The organism is Blastomonas aquatica (genome assembly GCF_014639875.1).
In the GTDB taxonomy this organism is placed as follows: Bacteria; Pseudomonadota; Alphaproteobacteria; order Sphingomonadales; family Sphingomonadaceae; genus Blastomonas; species Blastomonas aquatica.
In genome coordinates this window covers 352,255-371,875 of sequence record NZ_BMGD01000003.1, presented here as the reverse complement: position 1 = coordinate 371,875, position 19,621 = coordinate 352,255, and the positions used below count along the sequence as shown (strand labels likewise).

The following is a 19,621-nucleotide window of genomic DNA, read 5'->3' as shown; positions in this document are numbered from 1 at the left end:
TCGGACTGTGTCTTCGCAATCATCGATAGGACGATCGCTGCGCTGCGGATCATTCGTTGTCGTCGCCATCGCGCCCGGGAAGCCCGCCGCTGACCCGGTCGACGTCTGCCATGATCGCTGCCATCGGATCAGCCGTCCGCTCGCCGCGTCCCTCGCTTGCGACCGCATCGTCAATCAGCGCCTGCAGCGCGCTGCGCCCGCGCGCGACCCGGCTTTTGATGGTTCCCAGCGCAACTCCGCAGATTTCGGAGGCTTCCTCATAGGAAAAGCCCCCCGCCCCGACGAGAATCAACGCCTCGCGCTGGCTCTCGGGTAGCTGCATCAGCGCGCGTTGCACATCGGCGAGGTGTAGCTGGTCGCCCTGCCCAGCGGGCATCGACAGGATGCGGTCGGCGACAACATCGTCCCATTCGGTGGTAAACCGCGCGCGGCGACGCTGCGACAGAAACGAGTTGCGCAGGATGATGAATGTCCAGGCGCGCATGTTGGTGCCCGCCGCAAAGCGGCCCCGCGCAGCCCAGGCCTTGAGCATGGTATCCTGCACCAGATCGTCTGCCACATCGCGATTACCGCTGAGCGAGCGGCCGTAGGCGCGCAGGTGCGGGATCAGCGCTGCGAGCTGTGCCTTGAACGCACCGTCTTCGAGCGGCGCTCCGCCGATTTCCGGCGAGATATCTGCGGGGTTATCAACCGCCATCAGCTAAGGGCCTGACCTTCAAGCATGTGGTGAACTGGGACTGCGGGCAAGCCGATTGGTGGCTTGCGCCACATTGACGCATGTTAATTTCGATACGGTCGATAGGGAATTCCGTTGCATATCACAAGCATGGCGCGGATCGGTTCGTCCGGCCACGCTTGCCTGTCGCAAGGCAAGCTGGCAAAGATGCGCCCTGATCGCGCCGTCTACCAGATGGTGTGCCCTCTGGTCGAAAAGCCCTGTTTTCATGATCAAGACACTGTTCAAAATCGCTCCCGTGACACTTGTTCTGCTTGCTGCCAGCCAGGCTGGTGCACAATCATCCGCGTCGCTCGATGTGCCGGATGTCGCCCCTCAACCGGTATCGCAAGCTACGATGGAGGACGTCACCCGGATGCTGTCGTCCGATGAATTTGAAGGCCGGGCGCCCGGTAGCGGCGGTGAAGAGAAAACCATCAAGCTTTTGACCGAACGATTTGCCAAGGCAGGCCTGAAGCCGGGCAACGGCGACAGCTGGCTGCAAAAGGTGCCGCTTGTCGGAATAGAGGCCAGCAATGTCAGCGCGCTGACCGTCTCCGGCGGTACAACCCCGCTGAGCTTTGCCTATGGTACTGAAATGGTGGTCGGCACCTATCGCGAAACCCCGCGAACCGAGGTCAAGGACAGCGACATCGTGTTCGTTGGCTATGGCATCAACGCCCCCGAAAAGGGCTGGAACGATTATGCCGGGCTGGATGTAAAGGGCAAGACCGTGATCATTCTGGTCAACGATCCCGATTATGCCAGCGACAGCCTGACCGGCGAATTCGGCGGCAAGGCGATGACCTATTATGGCCGCTGGACCTACAAATATGAGGAAGCCGCGCGCCAGGGCGCTGCCGCTGCGCTGATCGTGCACGATACGGTGCCTGCCGCATATGGCTGGGGCGTAGTGGAATCGAGCTGGACCGGGCCGCAATTCTTCGCCCAGAGCGCAGACAAGGGCGCAAGCCAGACACAGGCCAATGGCTGGATCCAGAAGGAAGCCGCCGAAAAGCTGCTGGCCAGCGCTGGCAAGGACCTGGCGACGCTCAGCGCTGCGGCCAAAGTCAAAGGCTTCAAGGCGGTGCCATTGGGGGTCAAGGCGTCGCTGTCGTTCGACAACGCGATCACCACCACGCAGTCAAACAACGTGATCGGCATCCTTCCCGGTGCCAAGCGCCCAGACGAATACGTGCTGTACACCGCGCACTGGGACCATCTTGGCCGCTGCAAGCCTGCGCCCGATGGTGATGACATCTGCAATGGCGCGGTCGACAACGCGACCGGCACCGCAGCGCTGGTGGCGATCGCCGAAACCTTCGCCAAGGCCGGCGCGCCCGATCGCAGCATCGTGTTCCTGGCGGTGACAGCCGAGGAGTCCGGACTGCTGGGCTCTGCCTATTATGGCCAGAACCCGGTCTATCCGCTGGCGCAGACCGTCGGCGGGATCAACATGGATGCGTTCCTGATGGCAGGCCCCTCGCGCAACGTCACCGTGGTAGGCAAGGGCAAGTCGCAACTTGAGGATTATCTTGAGGTCGCGCTCAAATCCGCCAACCGAGTCGCCACCGCCGATTCCGCGCCGCAGAACGGCTATTACTACCGCTCGGATCATTTCAGCCTCGCCAAGCAGGGCGTGCCGATGCTGTACATCGACGGCGGCGAGGACCTGATCAACGGCGGTACGGCCGCAGGCGAGGCAGCGGCCAAGGACTATACCGTCAACCGCTACCATGGGCCCAAGGACGAGTTTAACCCGGCTTGGGACTGGTCGGGGGTAATGGCCGATCTGACGTTGTACTACCGCGTCGGCCGCTCGCTGGCGATGTCGACCAGCTGGCCCAACTGGGTCGAGGGTGACGAGTTTCGCGCAACTCGCGATGCCAGCCGCGCTGCCGCCGCTGCGACCGCGAAATAAGGACAGGCTGTTGACGCATCGTCTTCCGCCCGAATGGGCACCGCAGGCCTGGCTGTGGATCGGCTTTCCGCATCTGGCCGACGAGTGGCAGGGCTTTCTTGCCGCTGCCCAGGCCGAGATCGCAGCCTTCGCCCGCGCGGTCGCGGAGAGCGGCCAGCCAGCGCGACTGGTGTGCCGCGACGAGGCCAGCGCAACGCTCGCGCGCGAACTAACGGGCGATGCGGTGGACATCCGCATCCACCATTATGGCGATATCTGGCTGCGTGACACTGGGCCGCTGGTGGTCGCGGACACGGATGGTTCGCTCCGAGCGCAACTGTTCGGCTTCAACGGCTGGGGCGGCAAATATGTGATGGACGGCGATACTGAAATCGGCGCGACGCTCGCCGGTGAAGCGGGACTGCAAAATGCGCGCGCCGACTGGGTGCTCGAGGGCGGCGCGATCGATGTCGATGGCACCGGGCTTGGCGTGACCACCGAGCAGTGCCTGCTCAACCCCAACCGCAATCCGCATCTCAGCCGCGCGCAGATCGAGCAGAACCTGCACCGCGATCTGGGGATCGAGCAGCTGCTGTGGCTGGGCGATGGCCTGATCAACGATCATACCGATGGCCATGTCGACAATCTCGCCCGGTTCGTGGCGCCCGGCACGCTCGCACTTCCGGTCGCTGCGGGCGCAGACGACCCCAATGCGGCGATCTATGCCAGTGCCAAGGCACGCGCCGAGGCGTTTGGAGTCAAGGTTGTCGCGATCCCCTCGCCAGGCTTGGTCGAGCGGGTCGATGCCGAGGGGCACCTCAAGATCCAGCCCGCAAGCCACATGAACTTCGCGATCACCAGCCATGCCGTTATCGTGCCGACCTATGGCACGGCATCGGACCAGTCGGCGGTCGCGGCGATCGGCGCATGCTTCCCCGAACGCAAGACCATCGGCCTGCGCGCCGATGCGGTGCTCGCAGGCGGGGGCAGTTTTCATTGCGCAAGCCAGCAGATGCCGTGGACAGCATCGGTGACGGCTGGCTGATTGATCGCCTTGTCGCAGCGGGGTATAGCCGCTGGCAGGAAGCTGCCTATATTCCCCAAAACCACAAGAGGATTGCCCCATGCGCCATTTGATTATCCCCGCCCTGATTGCGGGCACTGCTTTGCCGTTGATCGCCACCGCCCAGCCCGCCTTCGCAGCGCAGGCTGCTGACGCCAGCGCCGCGTCGGCCATCGATGCGGCGGTCGCTGCGGATCTGCGCGGAGACGACAAGGCGCGTGACCAGTATCGCCACCCCAAGCAGACGCTCGAGTTCTTCCAGGTCAAACCCGACATGGTTGTGGCCGAATATGCTGCTGATGCGGGCTGGTACACCAAGATCCTGGCACCGCTGACCGCGACCAGTGGCAAGTACGTCGCGCTGGGCGTATCGCCCAGCAGCCCCTCGTTGAGCGCAGAACGCAAGGCGCAGATGGCCGCCTATCCTGCCGCCTATCCCGATCGGGCAACCAAGGCCACCGGACTGAGTGCGGACAAGATCACTGCCTATGTGAACAATGCGGTTCCTGCCGAGATGCAGGGCAAGATCGACCGGGTGCTTGTCTTCCGGATGCTGCACAACCTGCAGCGCTCGGGCATTCTGGGCAGCGAGCTTGACGCGATGCACGCCATGCTGGCCCCTGGCGGAATGGTCGGTGTCGTACAGCACCGCGCCAAGGCCGATGCGCCTGCTGCCTATGTCGATGGCTCGAAGGGTTATCTCAAGGAAGCCGATGTGATCGCGACCTTCGAAAAGCACGGCTTCGTGCTCGCGGGCAAGAGCGAGATCAACGCCAACCCCAAGGACCCTGCCGATCACGCACAGGGAGTCTGGACCCTTCCGCCCAATTACGCGCTGAAGGATCAGGACAAGGCCAAGTACGCCGCGATCGGCGAGTCCGACCGCATGACCCTGTTGTTCAAAAAGAAGTAAGCAAAGACACATGACCGAGATCACCGTCGCCGCCCTGCAGCTTGCGCTGGGCGCAAGCGAAGCCGAGAACATCGAGGCGGTGACGGATCTGGTCGCCCACGCAGCCGACAAGGGGGCGGATATCATCCTGCCCCCCGAGCTGTTCGAAGGGCCTTATTTCTGCCGGACCGAGGACGAGGCGCTGTTTGCGACCGCGCGCCCTACCGCCGAGCACCCCAGCGTCCGCGCGATGGCCAAGCTCGCCCGCCAGCTCAAGGTCGCTATCCCCACCAGCTTCTTCGAGCGAGATGGCCCGCATCATTACAACTCGCTGGCGATGATCGACCCCGAAGGCGAGATCATGGGGGTATACCGCAAGAGCCATATTCCCGACGGTCCGGGCTATGAGGAAAAATATTATTTCCGCCCGGGCAACACCGGGTTCAAGGTGTGGGACGTGTGCGGCACCCGCATTGGCGTCGGCATCTGCTGGGATCAGTGGTACCCTGAATGCGCGCGCGCGATGGCGCTGATGGGCGCAGAGCTCTTGTTCTATCCGACCGCAATCGGCTCTGAACCTTATGACAGCACGCTCGACACCAGCCGGATGTGGCAGCGCGCGATGCAGGGCCATGCGGTCTCCAACTGCATGCCGGTGATAGCCAGCAACCGCATCGGCCAGGAAGGCGACCAGACGTTTTACGGTCACAGCTTCATCACCAACGAGTGGGGCGACAAGGTGCTCGAATACGGGGCGCAAGAAACCGGCGTCCTAGTCGCGACGCTCGACCTCGCCCAAGCCCGCACCCACCGCGCTGGAATGGGCTTCTTCCGCGACCGCAGGCCCGAACTGTACGGACGGCTGGCGCAGGACGTGTGATGTTCGGCTGGCTTAGGCGCATACGCGAGAATGCCCGGAGCCAGTCCAGGGAATGGATGATCCGCTGCACCACCTGCGGCCACGAACGGTCGGTCGCTGATGCAGGTGGCGTCCGCTTCGGTGCCTGGGGAAAGAAATACACCGTCGGCAGGTGCAGCCAGTGCGGCAAATTGCGCCGTCTGGTGATCCATCACCCCAGCCGAGGGCCTTTATAGTCCATCTGAAATCTGCAAGGCGAGCGTTCTGGCATGGGCTTTTTCGTCATCCGTGGGTCCGGGCAGTACGGAGTGCGTTCTTCATCAGCGGCGTTCCGTTGCTCTGGGCCCCGGATAAGTCCGAGGTGACAGATAAGGCGCATGCAGCCCCCTAAACTCGTCATCCCGGACTTGATCCGGGACCCAGGGTGGGACACGCTACGGTTCGATGAAGAAGCCGGCGGTCTATATTCTAGCAAGCCAGCGCAATGGGACGCTGTATACCGGCGTCACGTCCAACCTGATTGGTCGCATCCACCAGCACCGCGAGGGCACGTTCAGGGGTTTCAACGCCAAACACGAAGTTAAACTGCTCGTTTGGTTCGAGGGGTTTGAAACGATGGACTCTGCCATCGCGCGCGAAAAGCAGCTCAAGAACTGGCAACGCAGGTCGAAACTGGATCTGATCGAAAACGCCAACCCGCGCTGGCGCGATCTTGCCGAGGACTTCGGGTTTCCTTCGCTGCGGGGCGCTTCACGACAGTTGCACCCAGCGGCGCTCCACTGCCCTGGGCCGCGGATCAAGTCCGGGGTGACGGATAAGGCGCACGTGGTCACGTTACACCGATTTCGGCCCGACATGCGTCGCGCAGCGCCACCAAGCGAGAGCGAAGCAGACAATCCTGCAGCGGATCAGTGTACAAACTGGGGCTTACACTGGTCACGTCCAGGCGCTAGGCGCAGGCCATGCGTCAGGCAAGCCTTGCCCAATATCTGATCGCGCTGGGATCGAACCGGCGGCACCACGTGTTCGGTTCACCCGAGCGCGTGCTGGGAGCAGCGATGGAAGTGCTCGCCGAACAAGATGTGGACATTCTCGCGCTTGCACCGGTTATCCGCAGCCGCCCGATCGGGCCTTCGCAGCGCACCTACGCCAACAGCGCCGCGCTGATCTGTACCACCCTTGCCCCCGATGACCTGCTGGTGCTGCTCAAGGCGCTGGAGGCGCGTTTCGGCGCAAGGCGCGGCCAGCGCTGGTCGGCACGTACGCTCGACCTCGACATCATCTGGTGGTCAGGTGGCACCTGGCACTCGCGCCGACCAGAGCTGATCGTCCCGCACACAGCCTTTCACGAGCGGCGCTTCGTGCTGCATCCGGCCGCGATGATCGCGCCGCGCCTGCGCGATCCGGTCACCGGTCGCAGCATCGCCCAGTTGCTGCACCGGCTCGCACGGGCTTGACCCATCCGGGATGCACGACTAGGGGAGACGCCGCACCGGGCCATACCCGGTCGACATCCGATGGCGCCATTCCCTCGCGCCACCCCTTACGGGCCCTTAGCTCAGTCGGTAGAGCAACTGACTTTTAATCAGTAGGTCGCTGGTTCGAACCCAGCAGGGCTCACCATAATTTGATTGTAAATGAAGTACTTAGTAGAACATCGCTCGGACAATTTTTACGCTGATCCGCACCTTAGGTAACATCCTAGGTAACATTTCATGACATCTCAGGGATGACGATGCAGGATCACCCTCAGAGGCAGCGAAGAACGGAAACGCAGTTCGTGCAATGCCATTGAGTGGATGTCGAGAGCTGGCCGTTAGCCAAGTGTCATGCCTCACGTTTCCCGCCTCCCTAAGCAAGACTGCGAATTGCATCTCCCGACCCAATTCCAGAAATTCGGCAATTGGGCCGGTTGCCGAATGGCAGGTCCTGGCCATGAAAGGGCTGAAGCCGCACGTCAGCTTTCAGGCAGCCGCCACAGGGCATCCCATGGCCGCAATTGGGTGGATTCTTGCCGTCGGCAATGTATGCCTAAGACTATGGCGAGGTTCGGTGAATCGATCACGAGATTTTGGCGGTGGTTCATAACTCCCCCGTCGCCTTCCGTTCTTTGGAAGCGAGCGGCTTGGGCGCTTTGGACGACGCCGCCGATCATCTTGTCTCCCTTACTACTCCCTCTGCTTGAACCTTCTTCGATCTCCGGCTTGCTGGCGGATTACTGGGATCTTTATTTACTTTTCTTCGGCCTGCCATTGGTGATCGGAGTGTTGTGCTGGAAGCGCGGAGTGCGGGCGACAGAAGGGGGGTAATCGGCGGCAGGAACGGGGTCGCTTCCGGAATGACTGAAAAACGCGGCGATCTCAAAAAATCTGCCATTCGGGTTCCGACCCCATTGTGGCCATGATAGGTTAGTGCGAGAACCCGCATTGTCGAGTTACCATTTGAGGAGTGTAAGCGGTGAGCGGCGTTGCTGGCGGTTGGTTGGCCTGGATTTTTGTGAACGGCCTAATCATGGCGACTCTTTGCTTTCTGATTTCTTTGGCGACCCGCCACTTCCTTACTGGTGCGACACTGGTTCTCGTGACAATGTTAGTGACACTGCTCCTAGTCTTGGTGGGGTTGGGGGTTGGAATGGCGCAAAGCGACTTCAGGATAGGCGTTGTGCTCCCTTATGCCCTTCTGGCAGCGGCCATCGCGGGGGCTTGGCTTTTTTGCATGAAAGCGCAGGAACATAGCGGCGGATAAAACCCCAGTGCCGGTGACACCGAACTCAGCATACGCCAATGCCCGGTTTCCACCCATAAACGGCCATCGACTGCGGATGGGTGCGCACCCAAGACCGGTCAGGCAGCTATCGCAGCGATTGCGCCAGAACCGGAAATTCTGTTACCGACCCCGTTGCGGTCATTGCAGCCTGCGGTAAGATCGGGGCCATGAGACGCATTCACGCAGGCATCCTTGTCCTCGTAAGTAGCTTACTTGGGTGCCAATCGGGCACGCCTAGCGCGGAAACAACGCAGCGGGTTGTCGAGGAATCGCAAGCACAGAGCGTTTTTGGTGCAAAACCCAGCTGGCTGAATTTCACCGATAAGCCTGAGCTTTTCGATCGGGTGCGCGACCAAGCCTATAGCTATTGTCTGTCAGGCGGACGGATCAATATGGAATGTGCTTCCAAGCAGGACGAAGCAGTAGAGGCGTCTGTGCTTGCGATACACGTTGCTTCCGCTCAGGCGGCGATGACAAACAAAGACGCCCTGGGCGCCAAAGAGAGATGGGTCGCCATGAACCCGGATATAGCGCCGCGTGTGGCGAAGGAATGCTGGTCACTCTACGAGGAACATGGGGCAGCAGACGCTCGAATCCTGGCGGTATGTCTTGGCAATCTGACAGACTATTCGCCGCTCATTCAGCTGCCCGTCGCGGATTGAAGCGGCCATTCCGAAAACCACCCGCTTTGCGCCATAGAGCGTCCTGCAAGGTTATGCCCGAAGCCGACATCACCGGCGCGTTCCCGATGACCGCTTTCAGGCAATGCAATGATCGCTGCTAATGACCGATATTGGGGCGCAATGCTGCCGTAGGTTCAATCCAATGCTGGGCATCAGGTTACGGTCTTTGAGATCCAGTTTTGACCTCAAGTAGGGCAATTCAGTAATCTCGCGCCCCGACCTCAACCGAGCAGCCAACGGTCTTCAACTTCCGGTCTGCCGCCCGCCTAGCGCACCTCTCGATGGCAACGCTGTTTACCTCCGATAATCTTGTCGCCGCCTGGATGGCATTCCAGCGCTCCGGATCGGCCACCAGAAGCAGTCGCTCCCCAGCCTCCCTGCCGTTACGGCGCAATGCCGACATTGCCCGCTTTTCAGGCCATAGCCAGCCTTCTGGCACAACCCAGTCGATCGCAGGCAGCACGATACTCCCGCCCAGTGCACCAAGCACGAGGGTAAACCCTGCAGCGCCAGCCAACCACTGGTTCTGGCGCTTCACTGTTCGCACCGAACCCGTTATCCTGGCGAGCGCGCTGATCGCATTCTGAAAATTGTTGTGGGCGGCAGCGAAAGCCCGATCGGCATCCTTGCGCACCTGCCGCGTTGCCGTCTCGATTTGCCGACCAATCATCTCGGGTGTCAGCACCAGAGCGGGTTTCTGAGCCAGTGTATTCATAGCCTCACGCAGGTCTTCGCAGCTCTGGTGGATCAAAGCCAGGTCCTCGCTGTAGTCGCGCCCGAACAGATCCTGCTGCCGCTCAGCAAACCCATCGACCGCAGCCGTGACGCCCGCCAGCCGCCGGGCTACAGCGTCCAGCGCCTGCTCAATCGGAATTTCTTCGGGGGAAGGATCAGGTTCAGCATCGGCCATCCCGCATGCCTACATCCCCATGCCGAGCCCACGCGAGAGACCGAGCGATTTCTGGAGGTCCTGAGACAGCGGTTTCGTGCTCATAGCGTCCAGCCCCAGCTGCGGACGCCGGTTTGCCAGCACCGACTCAAGCTGCGGATCGCGCTCCAGGCCCTTTGCCATGCCAACCAGCGAGGCGCGCACCTTGTCCGAAGTAGCCGCGCTGCCGTTCTTGCGCAGCGCCCGATACTGCTCAGACTGCCGCTGCCACTGATCGACAAAAGCATCGGCCCGCCGCTCATTGGCGGCGGCAACAAGCTGCGCCTCAATCCGCAGCTTCGCCTGCTGCTCCATCGCCTGGACGGCGCGATCGGTGCGGCCCTTTACTGCCTCAGGGATAAGACTCAGATCGCGGTTCATGGCCTTGCGCAGATCACCAAAGCTGTCCGGCCTCAGCGCGTTGAGCTCCGCCCCGGCTTTGTTCAGCGCAGTCCGCTGCGAAGCCAGCGGCTCAAGCCCCTTGTCGCGCATTGCGACGATGTCCTGCGCCACCCGCGCAAACCGCTGCACGGCCTTGTCGAAAGCTTGTTTGTCGCTCGCCTGTTCCGGCCATGCGACTTTTGCGCGCGCCTGCGCAACCGGCTCGCGCTGGGGCGTTGCAGACGCGCCCTTGAGCAGATCGACCAGATGACCACTGCGACTGACCTTAAGCCCAGCGCGGGCCTCGCGCTGTGGCTGCGGAACCTCAGCGGTCTTCTCCGGCTGCCGCGCGTAATCGCTGGCCATATCCTTGCCACGCTCGCGGCTGAGCGTGCGCACCAGCGCCTTGCGATCGGCAAAGTCGTCCTTGCCATAATGCAGATCGACCTGGGTGCGATGCCGCGACAACGCGACATAAGCCCCATGGCTATCCATGCCCGGTGTCGCCAGCAGCTTGACCTGATCGACGGTCATGCCCTGCGCCTTATGGATGGTGGCTGCATAGCCATGATCCAGATGGGCATAGTCCTTGAGATCGAACGCCACAGCCTTGCCATCATCGAGCTTCACCGACATGCGCAAGGCACTGACGCTCTCTACGGTCCCGAGCGATCCGTTCTTCACACCAAGCGAGCGTTCGTTCTTCAGGAACATGATCCGGTCGCCATCGGCAAACTGCCGCGCGCCGCGCTCGACCTTGAGCGCAACGTCTTCACCAAGATCTCCGCTGGCGCGTACCTTCTCGCGCACCGCTTCATTGAGCGCGCGGACCTCGTCATTCGTATGCGTCAAGATGATCCGGCTGGCATCTGGCTTCGCCTGCCTGTCGCGTTCCCAGGCATCGACAAGGCCGGCGCGCGCAGCTTCACGCGTCTCGGCAACATGGACGTTGCCAGCTTCCTCATACCGGCCAAGCGCCTCACCCGTTCTACCCGTAGCAAGTTCACGTGTCGCCTCACGCTGCCAGTCGATCTGCTGCCGCCGGATCGACGCGATCTCGACAGCGCCATGCCGCTCGGCCACAGCCCGGAACGCAGCGCCTGCCTCGATCGCCTGCAGCTGCTGCGGATCGCCAACCATGACGACCTTGGCGCCTTGCTGCTGAGCATGCGATACGACGCGCTCCATCTGACGCGTCCCGAGCATGCCTGCCTCATCGATCACCAGCACATGCTTGCTGGTGAGCAGCTCCCTGCCCTGCCCCCATTGATACTCCAGGCTGGCAAGCGTTCGCGAAGGGATGCGTGAGCCATGCTCCAGCCCTTCCGCAGCAATGCCCGATAGTGCTGCACCCTGCACCGTATAGCCAGCGCGCACCCATGCCTCGCGCGCTACCCCCAGCATCGCACTTTTCCCCGTTCCGGCATATCCAATGACGTTGCTGACGCCTTTTGCCGATGTGACATGCTCCAGCGCTCCGCGCTGCTCAGCCGACAGGTCCATTCCGCGCGACTTTGCATTGGCCAGTGCCAGCTCGCGATAACGATCAGGCACAGCATGGCTGCGCCGTGCTTCGAGCCGGATCGTCGCGCTCTCCAACCGCTGCTCGGTCTCCAGCATCTCGCGCGACGTGAACCGGTCGTTGCCTTTGCCGTCCCTGCCAAGCGCTATGAGCTCGGACGCGTTCTTCACCGCGGACATCACAGCATCGAACTGCTCCTTGTCAGCGCTGTGGCGGTGCGCGAACATCGCAAGGTCGCGCGTCGTGAAAGTCGCCTGCTGGTGCGTGATCGCATTAAGAGCGATGTTCGGATCGGCGATGATCTTCTCGCCGTTCGAGCGCGCGATATCGGCATGTTCGGCCAGTCGTTCGGGCGAAAGCCCCTCGCCTGCCATGCGCGAGGCCGCAGCGCCGATCTTCGACTGCGGCTCCAGGTCGATGCCCTGCGCTGCCAGCGAGCGGTGATCGATACGCGCATCGATGTCGAGCACGGCCATGCGCTGGTTCGCATGGTCCGCCCAGGCTTCGCGCCAATGGGTCAAGAGCTCGGTCCGGTTCCACTCGCGAACCTTTGCGCCGAAGCTGGCCGAACCATCTTCGCCGACAACAATTTCGCGCATGGTCAGCATGACATGCGCGTGCGGCTTTGCCTCGCCATCTGCGCCGATATCCCAATGCACATTGAGATCGGCGATCATGCCCCGATCAACAAACTCAGCTTTGACGAAGTCCCGCGCCAGTTCGATCGCCTGAGCCTGTGTCATCTCTCGCGGCAGAGCAAACTCTATCTCGCGGGCCAGCTGGGCGTCCTTGCGCAGCTCGCCCGCCTCGACATCATTCCAGAGCTTTTCGCGATCGGACCAGGCTTCATTCGCCCCTTCGGGCAGCATGACTTCGCTGTGAACGACACCGGCCTTGTTGGTAAAGTCGTGCGTCCGCCCGAGCCGGTCATCGTGCAGCTGCTCGCCTGCGCGATAGGCCGCAGCGGCGACCGCAGACGAACCTGCAGCGCGGGAGATGGCTTTGGCCGAGAAGTGATAGATCGCCATGGCGACCATCCATTTACGCCAAACGAGCGACGTCGGCACGACGTATAAGCGCGCCCTCCCCCGATTTGATCGCGCTCGAGATGACGGGGTCTCACAGCGACCCAGCCTGTTGTCTGCGGGATGAGAGAGGGATAGCTGGTTGGTCCTTCACCGACAATCGAAGGAACAACCTCATGCGAAAACCACGTGATTACGACGCCGAGCTTCAGGCGCTCCACAGCAAGGCCAAGCGGCTCAGGACGCGCAAGCCAAGCAGCCTGAGGGCTCGCGCCGGATCACACCTCCGGTTTAGCCGACCTTGTCAGACAACAATGCGATGCGCTCCGAACAGATCGCGTGCACCGCGCGGCCGAGTGCCTCGACGCAGCCGCCGAGCCACAGCAGCTCTTCTTCGGTGATCCGATAGTGCTTGGAGTACCGGGCCTTCACATAGGCCTCTTTCAGCTTCTCGAACCGCGTACGATCAATGCGCGTATCACGCGGCCAGGCATCGACGAGACGCATATCGATGCGCTCGGCCTGAGTACGCAGAAAGCCGAGATTATGGACATGCGGCGAGTAGAAGGTGCAGACCAGCAGCACACAATGGTACAGGCCTTCAGAAGTCTGATGTAGGTCGAACGCCGCCTGCTTGTTGTAACCCTTACTGATCAGGAAATTGGCACTCTCGAACCGCTTCATTGAGTTCGGAAACCACTCGTCAAAATACTCCTGCGCCATAGCTAGCGCCTGCTCGGGCGTCTTAGGCTTGGGCGTGTGCAGCGCTCTCTCGTCAGCCTCGTGCAAGGCGATGCCGTCCTTGGCAACGTCCATGAAGAAATACCGGCCGTGAGCCAGTCCGTCGTTCACTTCCTGAAGGGTGTGGACGATGAAGTTGATCGGCGTGTGCAGTGTCCGGTCGATTGCAAGCTCGCGGATCAACCGATCCTCGAGCTTCAGCCAGTAATCGACGCGCTCGGTGAGCCGCTTGTCGTTGACGATGATCAGCAGATCGAAGTCGGAACGATAGCCCTTGGCCGTATGCGGCTCGTCAACCCAGCCGCCTCGGGCATAGCTGCCGTAAAGGATCAGCTTCTCGATCCTGCCCTTCTTTTTCCACTGGTGCGTGGCGAGCGCCAGAGCGTCCTCGAACTCTTCGAAGATGATCTGCTTTACGCGCTCAAGCTCGCGCTGCTTGTTGGCCGGAAGGTGATCGATGTCGGTTCGCATGGTCCTGTTTACCCTGTAGGGATGGTTGGCGATTGGCAAGGTGGAAGCTGGCCTTCATCGCCAGAACTGCCACCACTTGTGGTGGTGTTCGTGCATGTGCCGGTCGAGGATGCGCAGAGCGCCTGCAAAGTGATGCTCAACCTCGGCGACGGTGATGCCGTGCATCGCAGCGAGCTCTGCATAGCTCAGCTCATCGACGCGAATGCCGAGGAAGATCTCGCGCTGCATCGGCGACATATTGTCGACGGCGCGTTCCGCGCGGCGCAGCTGCTGCCGCTGCGCTCGGGAAAGGCGCGCGCTCATGCTGCCTCTCCCGTGTAGCTAAGGGTGGTAGTGTTTTCCATGACCTTGTCTCCTTCCATCCGGCCCCGGCCCGGAAGGGGCGCTGGGGGGCGGCGAAGAAAAGCTGGCAGCCACGCTGCAACGGACGGCGCGCATGCCGAAAGCACCGCAACGCAGTGTAGGACCCGCAACGCGGGTTGCGCGCTGGCCTGGCGTGGCCAGAGGCGATTGACGGCCCCCGGTGTCCCGCCCGAACAGGGCAAATGCCGCAGCTTTGCTGCGACCGCAGATGCGCTGCTGAATGCTGAAACACAGTGAGATGCCGCGAGCAGAAATATTCTGCTTACGCTGCCGCATCCGGCGATCAGCCAGCAGCGCTGCCCTGCCCTACTGCCTGCGAGATAGCCGCATGTGGCTCGATTGACGCGCAGCGGCACATCGCCATTCTGCGTCGCAGGCAGGGGCAGATCACATCACAGGATGGAGACAATGGCCATGGCATCCCATGCACCCAACAGGTTCCTGAGGCTCAACACCGTGCTCGATCGTACCGGGCTATCCAGAGCAACGCTCTACCGCAAGATCCAGGCAGGTACTTTCCCCAGGCAGGTCAAACTCGCCGAACGATGCTGCGGGTGGCGGGAATCGGCCATCGAGGAGTGGCTGCAGAACCCGATGTTCTATGAGGTCACAGACCGAGCAGGATGACCCGACGAAGGCAAAGAACGTTGCTGGAGGTTTGTCCGAACCGTAATGACTGACAGGGGCTGCCCCATCTTGCGTGCCCATGCCTTACAGAGGGCGATCAATTCGGTAAGCCGCCAGTCAGCTTCGCGCCCTAATCTCGGTCATTACGGCTTCCCCGCCGATTGCTCGAAAGCGGACATCGTAACCAATCGGCCCGTGGTGCTGGGTCTGGAAAGAAGCTGCAGTTTCAGAGCTGCGGTCTGCCGAACTGCAGCCTCATAAACTCTTACCGAGTACAACATTCGATGGCAGACATTAGGTTCGCCGCTCGGACTTAGGTCTAGTTGATGCGGGCATTAACGCCTTTCTGAGCATTGAAACCTGTCCAATAACGGTCGCAAGCAAGCTGAGACCGATCAGTCCGAAAACGCCATTGACAATCAGAGCCATGCGATCGCCGGTGCCCATGAAGGCAGGATGAGCCGTGGCAAGGGCGATGAAAAATATGCCCGTTCCGGCGCGCCCGATCCGCGAGATCGCGACTGGCGGCAGGAAAGCCGCAGCGCCAAGCATCGCGACGCTGATTGCGGCCCATGTCCAGATCAGCGGCGCAACCGACATTGTGAACAGCGCAGCGAGCGCGGCTCCTACCAACGCGACGGGCTGCCCCCAGACCGAAGCGGCCCACACACGCTCCCAGCCCGGCGCCGGTCGCCCCTTGTCACGTCGCCGTGCCAGCCAGATATTGACGCCGCCCGCCGCGAGATAGGTGAGGCCAAGACCGAGCAGCGCATACGCGATCTTGATCATACCGCCGCCGAACCAGCCGAAATGCAACTGCCCCAATGAGCCCAGAATCTGCTGGCCCACGTTGTTCTGTTCAGCCTTTTGCTGATGGTAAAGCTTGCCACTGCGATCGAACGCATAGCTATCTGCGTTGGCTAAGCGCGAAGAGCCGTCCTCAACCTCGAAGATGACCGCCGCCCCCATTTCTGTGGGGTGTTCGACAACGAGATAGCTGATGCGCGCTCCCGGCGCTTTCGTGGCCACGCTGGCGAACAGTGGCCGCAGGTCAAGCGGCGGAGCTGGCCGCGCGTCCTCTGCCAGATGCGGCGGAGTGAAAATGGCATAGACCTTGGCGGTATCGCCCTGAAACACTGCCAGGCCGATCGCGCCGATGATGATCGAACTAAGGCCGAGCAGCGCACCCGTAAGCGATACGGTGACGTGGAATGGCAGCGCCCACACGCCAATGCGATTGTGCAGATCGGCCTCCTGCAGCCGCCGTGACCCGCCGAGCCGGAGGTGAAAAGCATCGCGGAAAAGGCGCGGATGCGCGAGCAAGCCCGAGATCAGCGAGGAAAGTAACGCAACGCCGGTCAGCCCGACGATAAAGATGCCCCAGCTTTGTGGCAGGTGGAGATTGATATGCAGCCGGGTCACAAATTTTGTCCAACCCTCGCGAATTTCGCCGGAAATGCGACCCGAGCTATCGGCGATCCAGGTCGTCTGGGTTCCGTCCTCGGTATCGATCCGCAGCGTCGGCCAGGGCCGATCTTGGCTCGGCATAAGAATGAGCGCGTGCTCGACCGGACCGTCTGCACGCTCCACTGCCGCGCGATAGGCGGCCTGAACCGCTTCGGCAGACATAGTTTCCATGGACTCGGCAGCCGGATTTTCCCAGCGTTGAAATTCATGGGTGAAAACGGCGATCGTGCCGGTCAGGCACACCAGATACAGCAGGGCGGCAAAGGCAAGGCCCAGCCCGCTGTGCCCCTTGAGCACCGCGCGCACGAGATCGGGTGAGGGGAAACCCTTGCTCTTTTTCGCTTTCATTATGTGAACCCCTTGAGCATGGCCGCACTGAATCCGGAGATGGCGGTTCCCACCAGCACGGCGGTGGCGCGCAGGATGCGACTGTCCGCCAGTGTCCATGCCATCGCACCGCCCCATGCCAGCGGCACGATGAGCCCGCCGATCAGCAGCCGCGTCTGCATTTCACCGGGTGCCCAGGTAGCATAGCCGATCCCCAGCCCCATTGCCGCAACCATGCCGATGGGGCCAGCCAGCGACCAGCGCAGCGTGGTCCGCCACGCGCTCGGCGCACGCTCCGCCGGTTCCGGAGCCAGGCCCTCACGCGCCGCGCGCCCTGCTCTGGACGGGCGGTACGTATAGCCCGAAGCGATGACGCCGAAGGCCGCAACGGACAACAACGTTACGGCGATGAACGGACCACGCGCTTCTCCCAAAAGCCAGGCAGGCCACAGGATAGTGAGGGACAGCAGGCCCAGCCCCGCCCAGCGCCACGGCGCCTTGTCGGCCTTGAGGCTCCAGGCCCGGCGCAGCAGCCAGCCTCCGGCGATCGCGCCACCGAAAATGGCCGCCATCGCGCCGAAATGCGCTGCGCCCGTCAAAATCCTGCCTCCAGCACCACGCCGACGCTGCGCGGTGCGCCAATGATGGCGAAATTGGTGAAGTCATTGACGTATTGATCATACGTCTCATCGAACAGATTGTTGGCGAACAGCGACAGGCTCCAATGATCGGCCTGGTATCCGATCCGGGCATTGACCAAAGTGCGCGCGCCGACGCGGCTGGCGGATTGTGGGACGGATACGTCGGTCATGACTGCGCTGCGGTAGCTGGCGTTGACGTTGGCGTTGAAGCCGCCGCCGAACCGCACATTGGCGCCGCCCGCCAGTGTCCATCTGGGCGCATAGGGAAACTCCAGACCCGCCAGGTCAGTGATGGAGCCAACATCGGTGACGAATTCATCGAACTTCGTGCGCGTATGGCCCAGGCTGGCATACCAGTCGAAGGCCGACGAAACCCGGTGGGCCAGCTCCAGCTCGAACCCGTAGACATGCGAAGTGCCGGCATTCACCGTATGCGTGTCATAGGTGCCGTTGCCGAAATTGGCGTTGGTCTGCTGGTCCGTCCAGTCGATGTAAAAGGCGTTCGCATTCACCGTCAGCTGACCGTCGAGCCATGCCGAGCGCAGCGACAGTTCATAGTTCCAGGTGAATTCGGGTTCATAGGCGAACAGTTGCGAACGGGCGGTGTTGAAGCTGCTTCCGCCCGAACGATAGCCGCGCTGTACGACGAAGGCGGTGGCAAGGTCGGGCGTCCACGCCATCTCCACGCCGCCCTTGGGCAGGAAGGCATTGAAGGTGCGGGTCCCCGCCGGCGCCGAGCCATTCGCGTCGGTAACGAACCCCAGCACAGCGGCATTGACGCCTGCGAAGACCGGCGCCAGCGGACCGAACGTCGCTGGATTGGGCAACGTTCCGATGAATGTGGCGATCGCCTCGCCGCCGATCGTGTTGCGCTCGCGGTCATAGCGGAAGCCGCCGAGCAGCGAGAGCCGGTCGGTCAGGCTATAGCGCGCGTCGGCAAACGCCGCCATCGTCTCGACCTTCGTCGGAAAGTCCGATGTGTAGTCGACGGGAATGGTAGGCAGCGCAGCGGTGTAGAGTGCTGCGACCTGCGCCGCCAGCGGAGCGCCAAGCGCGCCAGTCAGCAGGTTCGCGATGGTTGGGCCGGGCGTCGGCACCAGCGTCACCTGATGCGCGCGGCGGTATTGGTCGCGATGATAATAGAAAAATCCGGCTAAGGCGCTCAACCGATCGCTCTCGTAGTTGAGGCGCAACTCCTGGGTGAAGGTTTCGGCCCCGCCCGCGATGTCGCTATAGGCTACGCTGGCGGCCGAAGAATCGCCGTCATATTTGCGGATGAAATCAGTGTCCGTATACGTCCCGAGCGTATTCAGCGAAAAGCCGCCGCCCAGATCATAGCGCAGGTCCAGCGTCACCTGATCGTTGTCGACATCGCTGCTGTTGGGATAATCGGATGGGTTGGTCCGGTTGTCGAAGTAATCCGCGACCGATCGATCGACATAGGTGAAAAGGTAGCCGCCCTTCGTCTCGAAACGGTGATAGCCAAGGCGCGCCTCGAAACCGGCCAGCGCAGACGGCGTCCACAGCAGCTTGCCCCGGATCGAGGTGGAATCCACGCCGCTTTCCGGCACATTGCGGGTGATGTTGCGGATATATCCATCTGAATCGCGCTTTTCGGCCGAGATTCGGAATGCCAGTTCGCCAGGCACGATTGCGCCACCACCAGCTACCGCGAAGTGCATCGTATCGAAGGATGAAATGAGGGCACGGCCTTTGAGGCTCCAGTCGAACGTTGGATCCTGCGTGCGGATATGCACCGCGCCAGCCAGTGCGTTGAGGCCCTGGATGGTCGATTGCGGCCCCCGGAAGATTTCGACCTGCGCCACATCCCACATGTCCGTCGGACCATTCGAGAGCACATCCTGCGGCACCGGCGCGCCGTCGACGAACACCGTCGCGGTCGCCGCATCGCCGCCGCCAGAAACGCCGCGCTGGTCGATACCGCGGATCGAAAAACCGGACGCACCAAAGGTTTCCGACACATTCGCGGTGCGATTGTAGATGTCCTGGATGGTCAAGATATTCTCTTCGACCAGCTTTTTCTCAGTCGTCACGCTCACGGAAGCCGTCGTTTCCTGAAGACTGCGTGCTGCCTTTTCGCCAGTGACTATGATCTCGTTCTGCTCATCCGGAGACGTGTCTTCCGCTGCAGCCGCAACCGCTGGGGCAGCAAGCGCTGCAAGGAGCGAGGTAGACAAAGACAATAAATATTTCATGGAACTCCCCTGACGACGGGAAGCGCCTAACCAT

Annotated in this window: 17 protein-coding genes and 1 tRNA gene; 10 read left to right on the top strand and 8 right to left on the bottom strand. The window is 61.8% G+C overall.

Annotation, left to right across the window (positions count from 1 at the left end; translation table 11 throughout):
* Nucleotides 1-49 precede the first annotated feature (49 nt).
* Complete coding sequence (locus IEW00_RS09790) at nt 50-697, bottom strand: sigma-70 family RNA polymerase sigma factor (protein WP_188514211.1); 648 nt, start codon at nt 695-697, stop codon at nt 50-52.
* A gap of 247 nt (nt 698-944) precedes the next feature.
* On the opposite strand from IEW00_RS09790, the gene IEW00_RS09785 reads away from it, so the two are divergent.
* The 9 genes from IEW00_RS09785 (at nt 945) to IEW00_RS09745 (ending at nt 8,857) form a co-directional block, all read left to right on the top strand.
* Complete coding sequence (locus IEW00_RS09785) at nt 945-2,636, top strand: M28 family metallopeptidase (protein WP_188514210.1); 1,692 nt, start codon at nt 945-947, stop codon at nt 2,634-2,636.
* 10 nt (nt 2,637-2,646) lie between these two features.
* Entirely contained in the window at nt 2,647-3,660 is a 1,014-nt protein-coding gene (locus tag IEW00_RS09780; protein ID WP_229736936.1) for an agmatine deiminase family protein, read from the top strand.
* Between the two features lie 79 nt (nt 3,661-3,739).
* The gene (locus IEW00_RS09775) at nt 3,740-4,591 is read left to right on the top strand and encodes a class I SAM-dependent methyltransferase (RefSeq protein WP_188514209.1); all 852 of its coding nucleotides are present in this window, start codon (nt 3,740-3,742) and stop codon (nt 4,589-4,591) included.
* Between the two features lie 10 nt (nt 4,592-4,601).
* Nucleotides 4,602-5,450, top strand: a complete 849-nt coding sequence (gene aguB / locus IEW00_RS09770) for an N-carbamoylputrescine amidase (protein ID WP_188514208.1) — start codon at nt 4,602-4,604, stop codon at nt 5,448-5,450.
* Nucleotides 5,451-5,873: 423 nt separating this feature from the next.
* Nucleotides 5,874-6,422, top strand: a complete 549-nt coding sequence (locus IEW00_RS17635) for a GIY-YIG nuclease family protein (protein ID WP_188514207.1) — start codon at nt 5,874-5,876, stop codon at nt 6,420-6,422.
* The gene (gene folK, locus IEW00_RS09760) at nt 6,392-6,886 is read left to right on the top strand and encodes a 2-amino-4-hydroxy-6-hydroxymethyldihydropteridine diphosphokinase (protein WP_188514206.1); all 495 of its coding nucleotides are present in this window, start codon (nt 6,392-6,394) and stop codon (nt 6,884-6,886) included. Before IEW00_RS17635 ends, folK begins: the two co-directional genes overlap by 31 nt.
* 90 nt (nt 6,887-6,976) lie before the next feature.
* Nucleotides 6,977-7,052, top strand: a tRNA-Lys gene (locus IEW00_RS09755).
* 834 nt (nt 7,053-7,886) lie between these two features.
* Nucleotides 7,887-8,174, top strand: coding sequence for a hypothetical protein (locus tag IEW00_RS09750; protein WP_188514205.1), 288 nt, complete (start codon nt 7,887-7,889; stop codon nt 8,172-8,174).
* Nucleotides 8,175-8,362: 188 nt separating this feature from the next.
* The gene (locus tag IEW00_RS09745) at nt 8,363-8,857 is read left to right on the top strand and encodes a hypothetical protein (RefSeq protein WP_188514204.1); all 495 of its coding nucleotides are present in this window, start codon (nt 8,363-8,365) and stop codon (nt 8,855-8,857) included.
* 220 nt (nt 8,858-9,077) lie between these two features.
* On the opposite strand, the gene IEW00_RS09740 is transcribed toward IEW00_RS09745, so the two are convergent.
* The 4 genes from IEW00_RS09740 to IEW00_RS09725 all read right to left on the bottom strand — a co-directional run bounded on the left by IEW00_RS09740 (nt 9,078) and on the right by IEW00_RS09725 (nt 14,249).
* Nucleotides 9,078-9,788, bottom strand: coding sequence for a DUF6118 family protein (locus IEW00_RS09740; protein WP_188514203.1), 711 nt, complete (start codon nt 9,786-9,788; stop codon nt 9,078-9,080).
* A gap of 9 nt (nt 9,789-9,797) precedes the next feature.
* A complete protein-coding gene (traA, locus tag IEW00_RS09735; protein WP_188514202.1) occupies nt 9,798-12,737 on the bottom strand; it encodes a Ti-type conjugative transfer relaxase TraA in 2,940 nt (979 codons plus the stop codon).
* Between the two features lie 288 nt (nt 12,738-13,025).
* Nucleotides 13,026-13,946, bottom strand: a complete 921-nt coding sequence (locus IEW00_RS09730; protein ID WP_188514201.1) for a HEPN domain-containing protein — start codon at nt 13,944-13,946, stop codon at nt 13,026-13,028.
* Between the two features lie 54 nt (nt 13,947-14,000).
* Nucleotides 14,001-14,249 carry an RNA polymerase sigma factor gene (locus IEW00_RS09725; protein WP_188514200.1) on the bottom strand — a complete coding sequence of 83 codons (249 nt, stop codon included), beginning with the start codon at nt 14,247-14,249 and terminating at the stop codon, nt 14,001-14,003.
* Between the two features lie 474 nt (nt 14,250-14,723).
* On the opposite strand from IEW00_RS09725, the gene IEW00_RS09720 reads away from it, so the two are divergent.
* A complete protein-coding gene (locus IEW00_RS09720) occupies nt 14,724-14,936 on the top strand; it encodes a helix-turn-helix transcriptional regulator (protein ID WP_188514578.1) in 213 nt (70 codons plus the stop codon).
* Between the two features lie 294 nt (nt 14,937-15,230).
* Here the strand turns inward: IEW00_RS09720 and IEW00_RS09715 are convergent, their stop codons facing one another.
* The 3 genes from IEW00_RS09715 to IEW00_RS09705 are packed head-to-tail and all read right to left on the bottom strand — an operon-like array spanning nt 15,231 to nt 19,587.
* Nucleotides 15,231-16,751 carry a PepSY-associated TM helix domain-containing protein gene (locus tag IEW00_RS09715; RefSeq protein WP_188514199.1) on the bottom strand — a complete coding sequence of 507 codons (1,521 nt, stop codon included), beginning with the start codon at nt 16,749-16,751 and terminating at the stop codon, nt 15,231-15,233.
* Nucleotides 16,751-17,329: a hypothetical protein gene (locus IEW00_RS09710; RefSeq protein WP_229736935.1), complete on the bottom strand. Its 579-nt coding sequence runs from the start codon at nt 17,327-17,329 to the stop codon at nt 16,751-16,753. Before IEW00_RS09710 ends, IEW00_RS09715 begins: the two co-directional genes overlap by 1 nt.
* Nucleotides 17,326-19,587 carry a TonB-dependent receptor gene (locus IEW00_RS09705; RefSeq protein ID WP_188514198.1) on the bottom strand — a complete coding sequence of 754 codons (2,262 nt, stop codon included), beginning with the start codon at nt 19,585-19,587 and terminating at the stop codon, nt 17,326-17,328. The genes IEW00_RS09710 and IEW00_RS09705 overlap by 4 nt, the downstream gene beginning before the upstream one ends.
* Between the last annotated feature and the right edge of the window lie 34 nt (nt 19,588-19,621).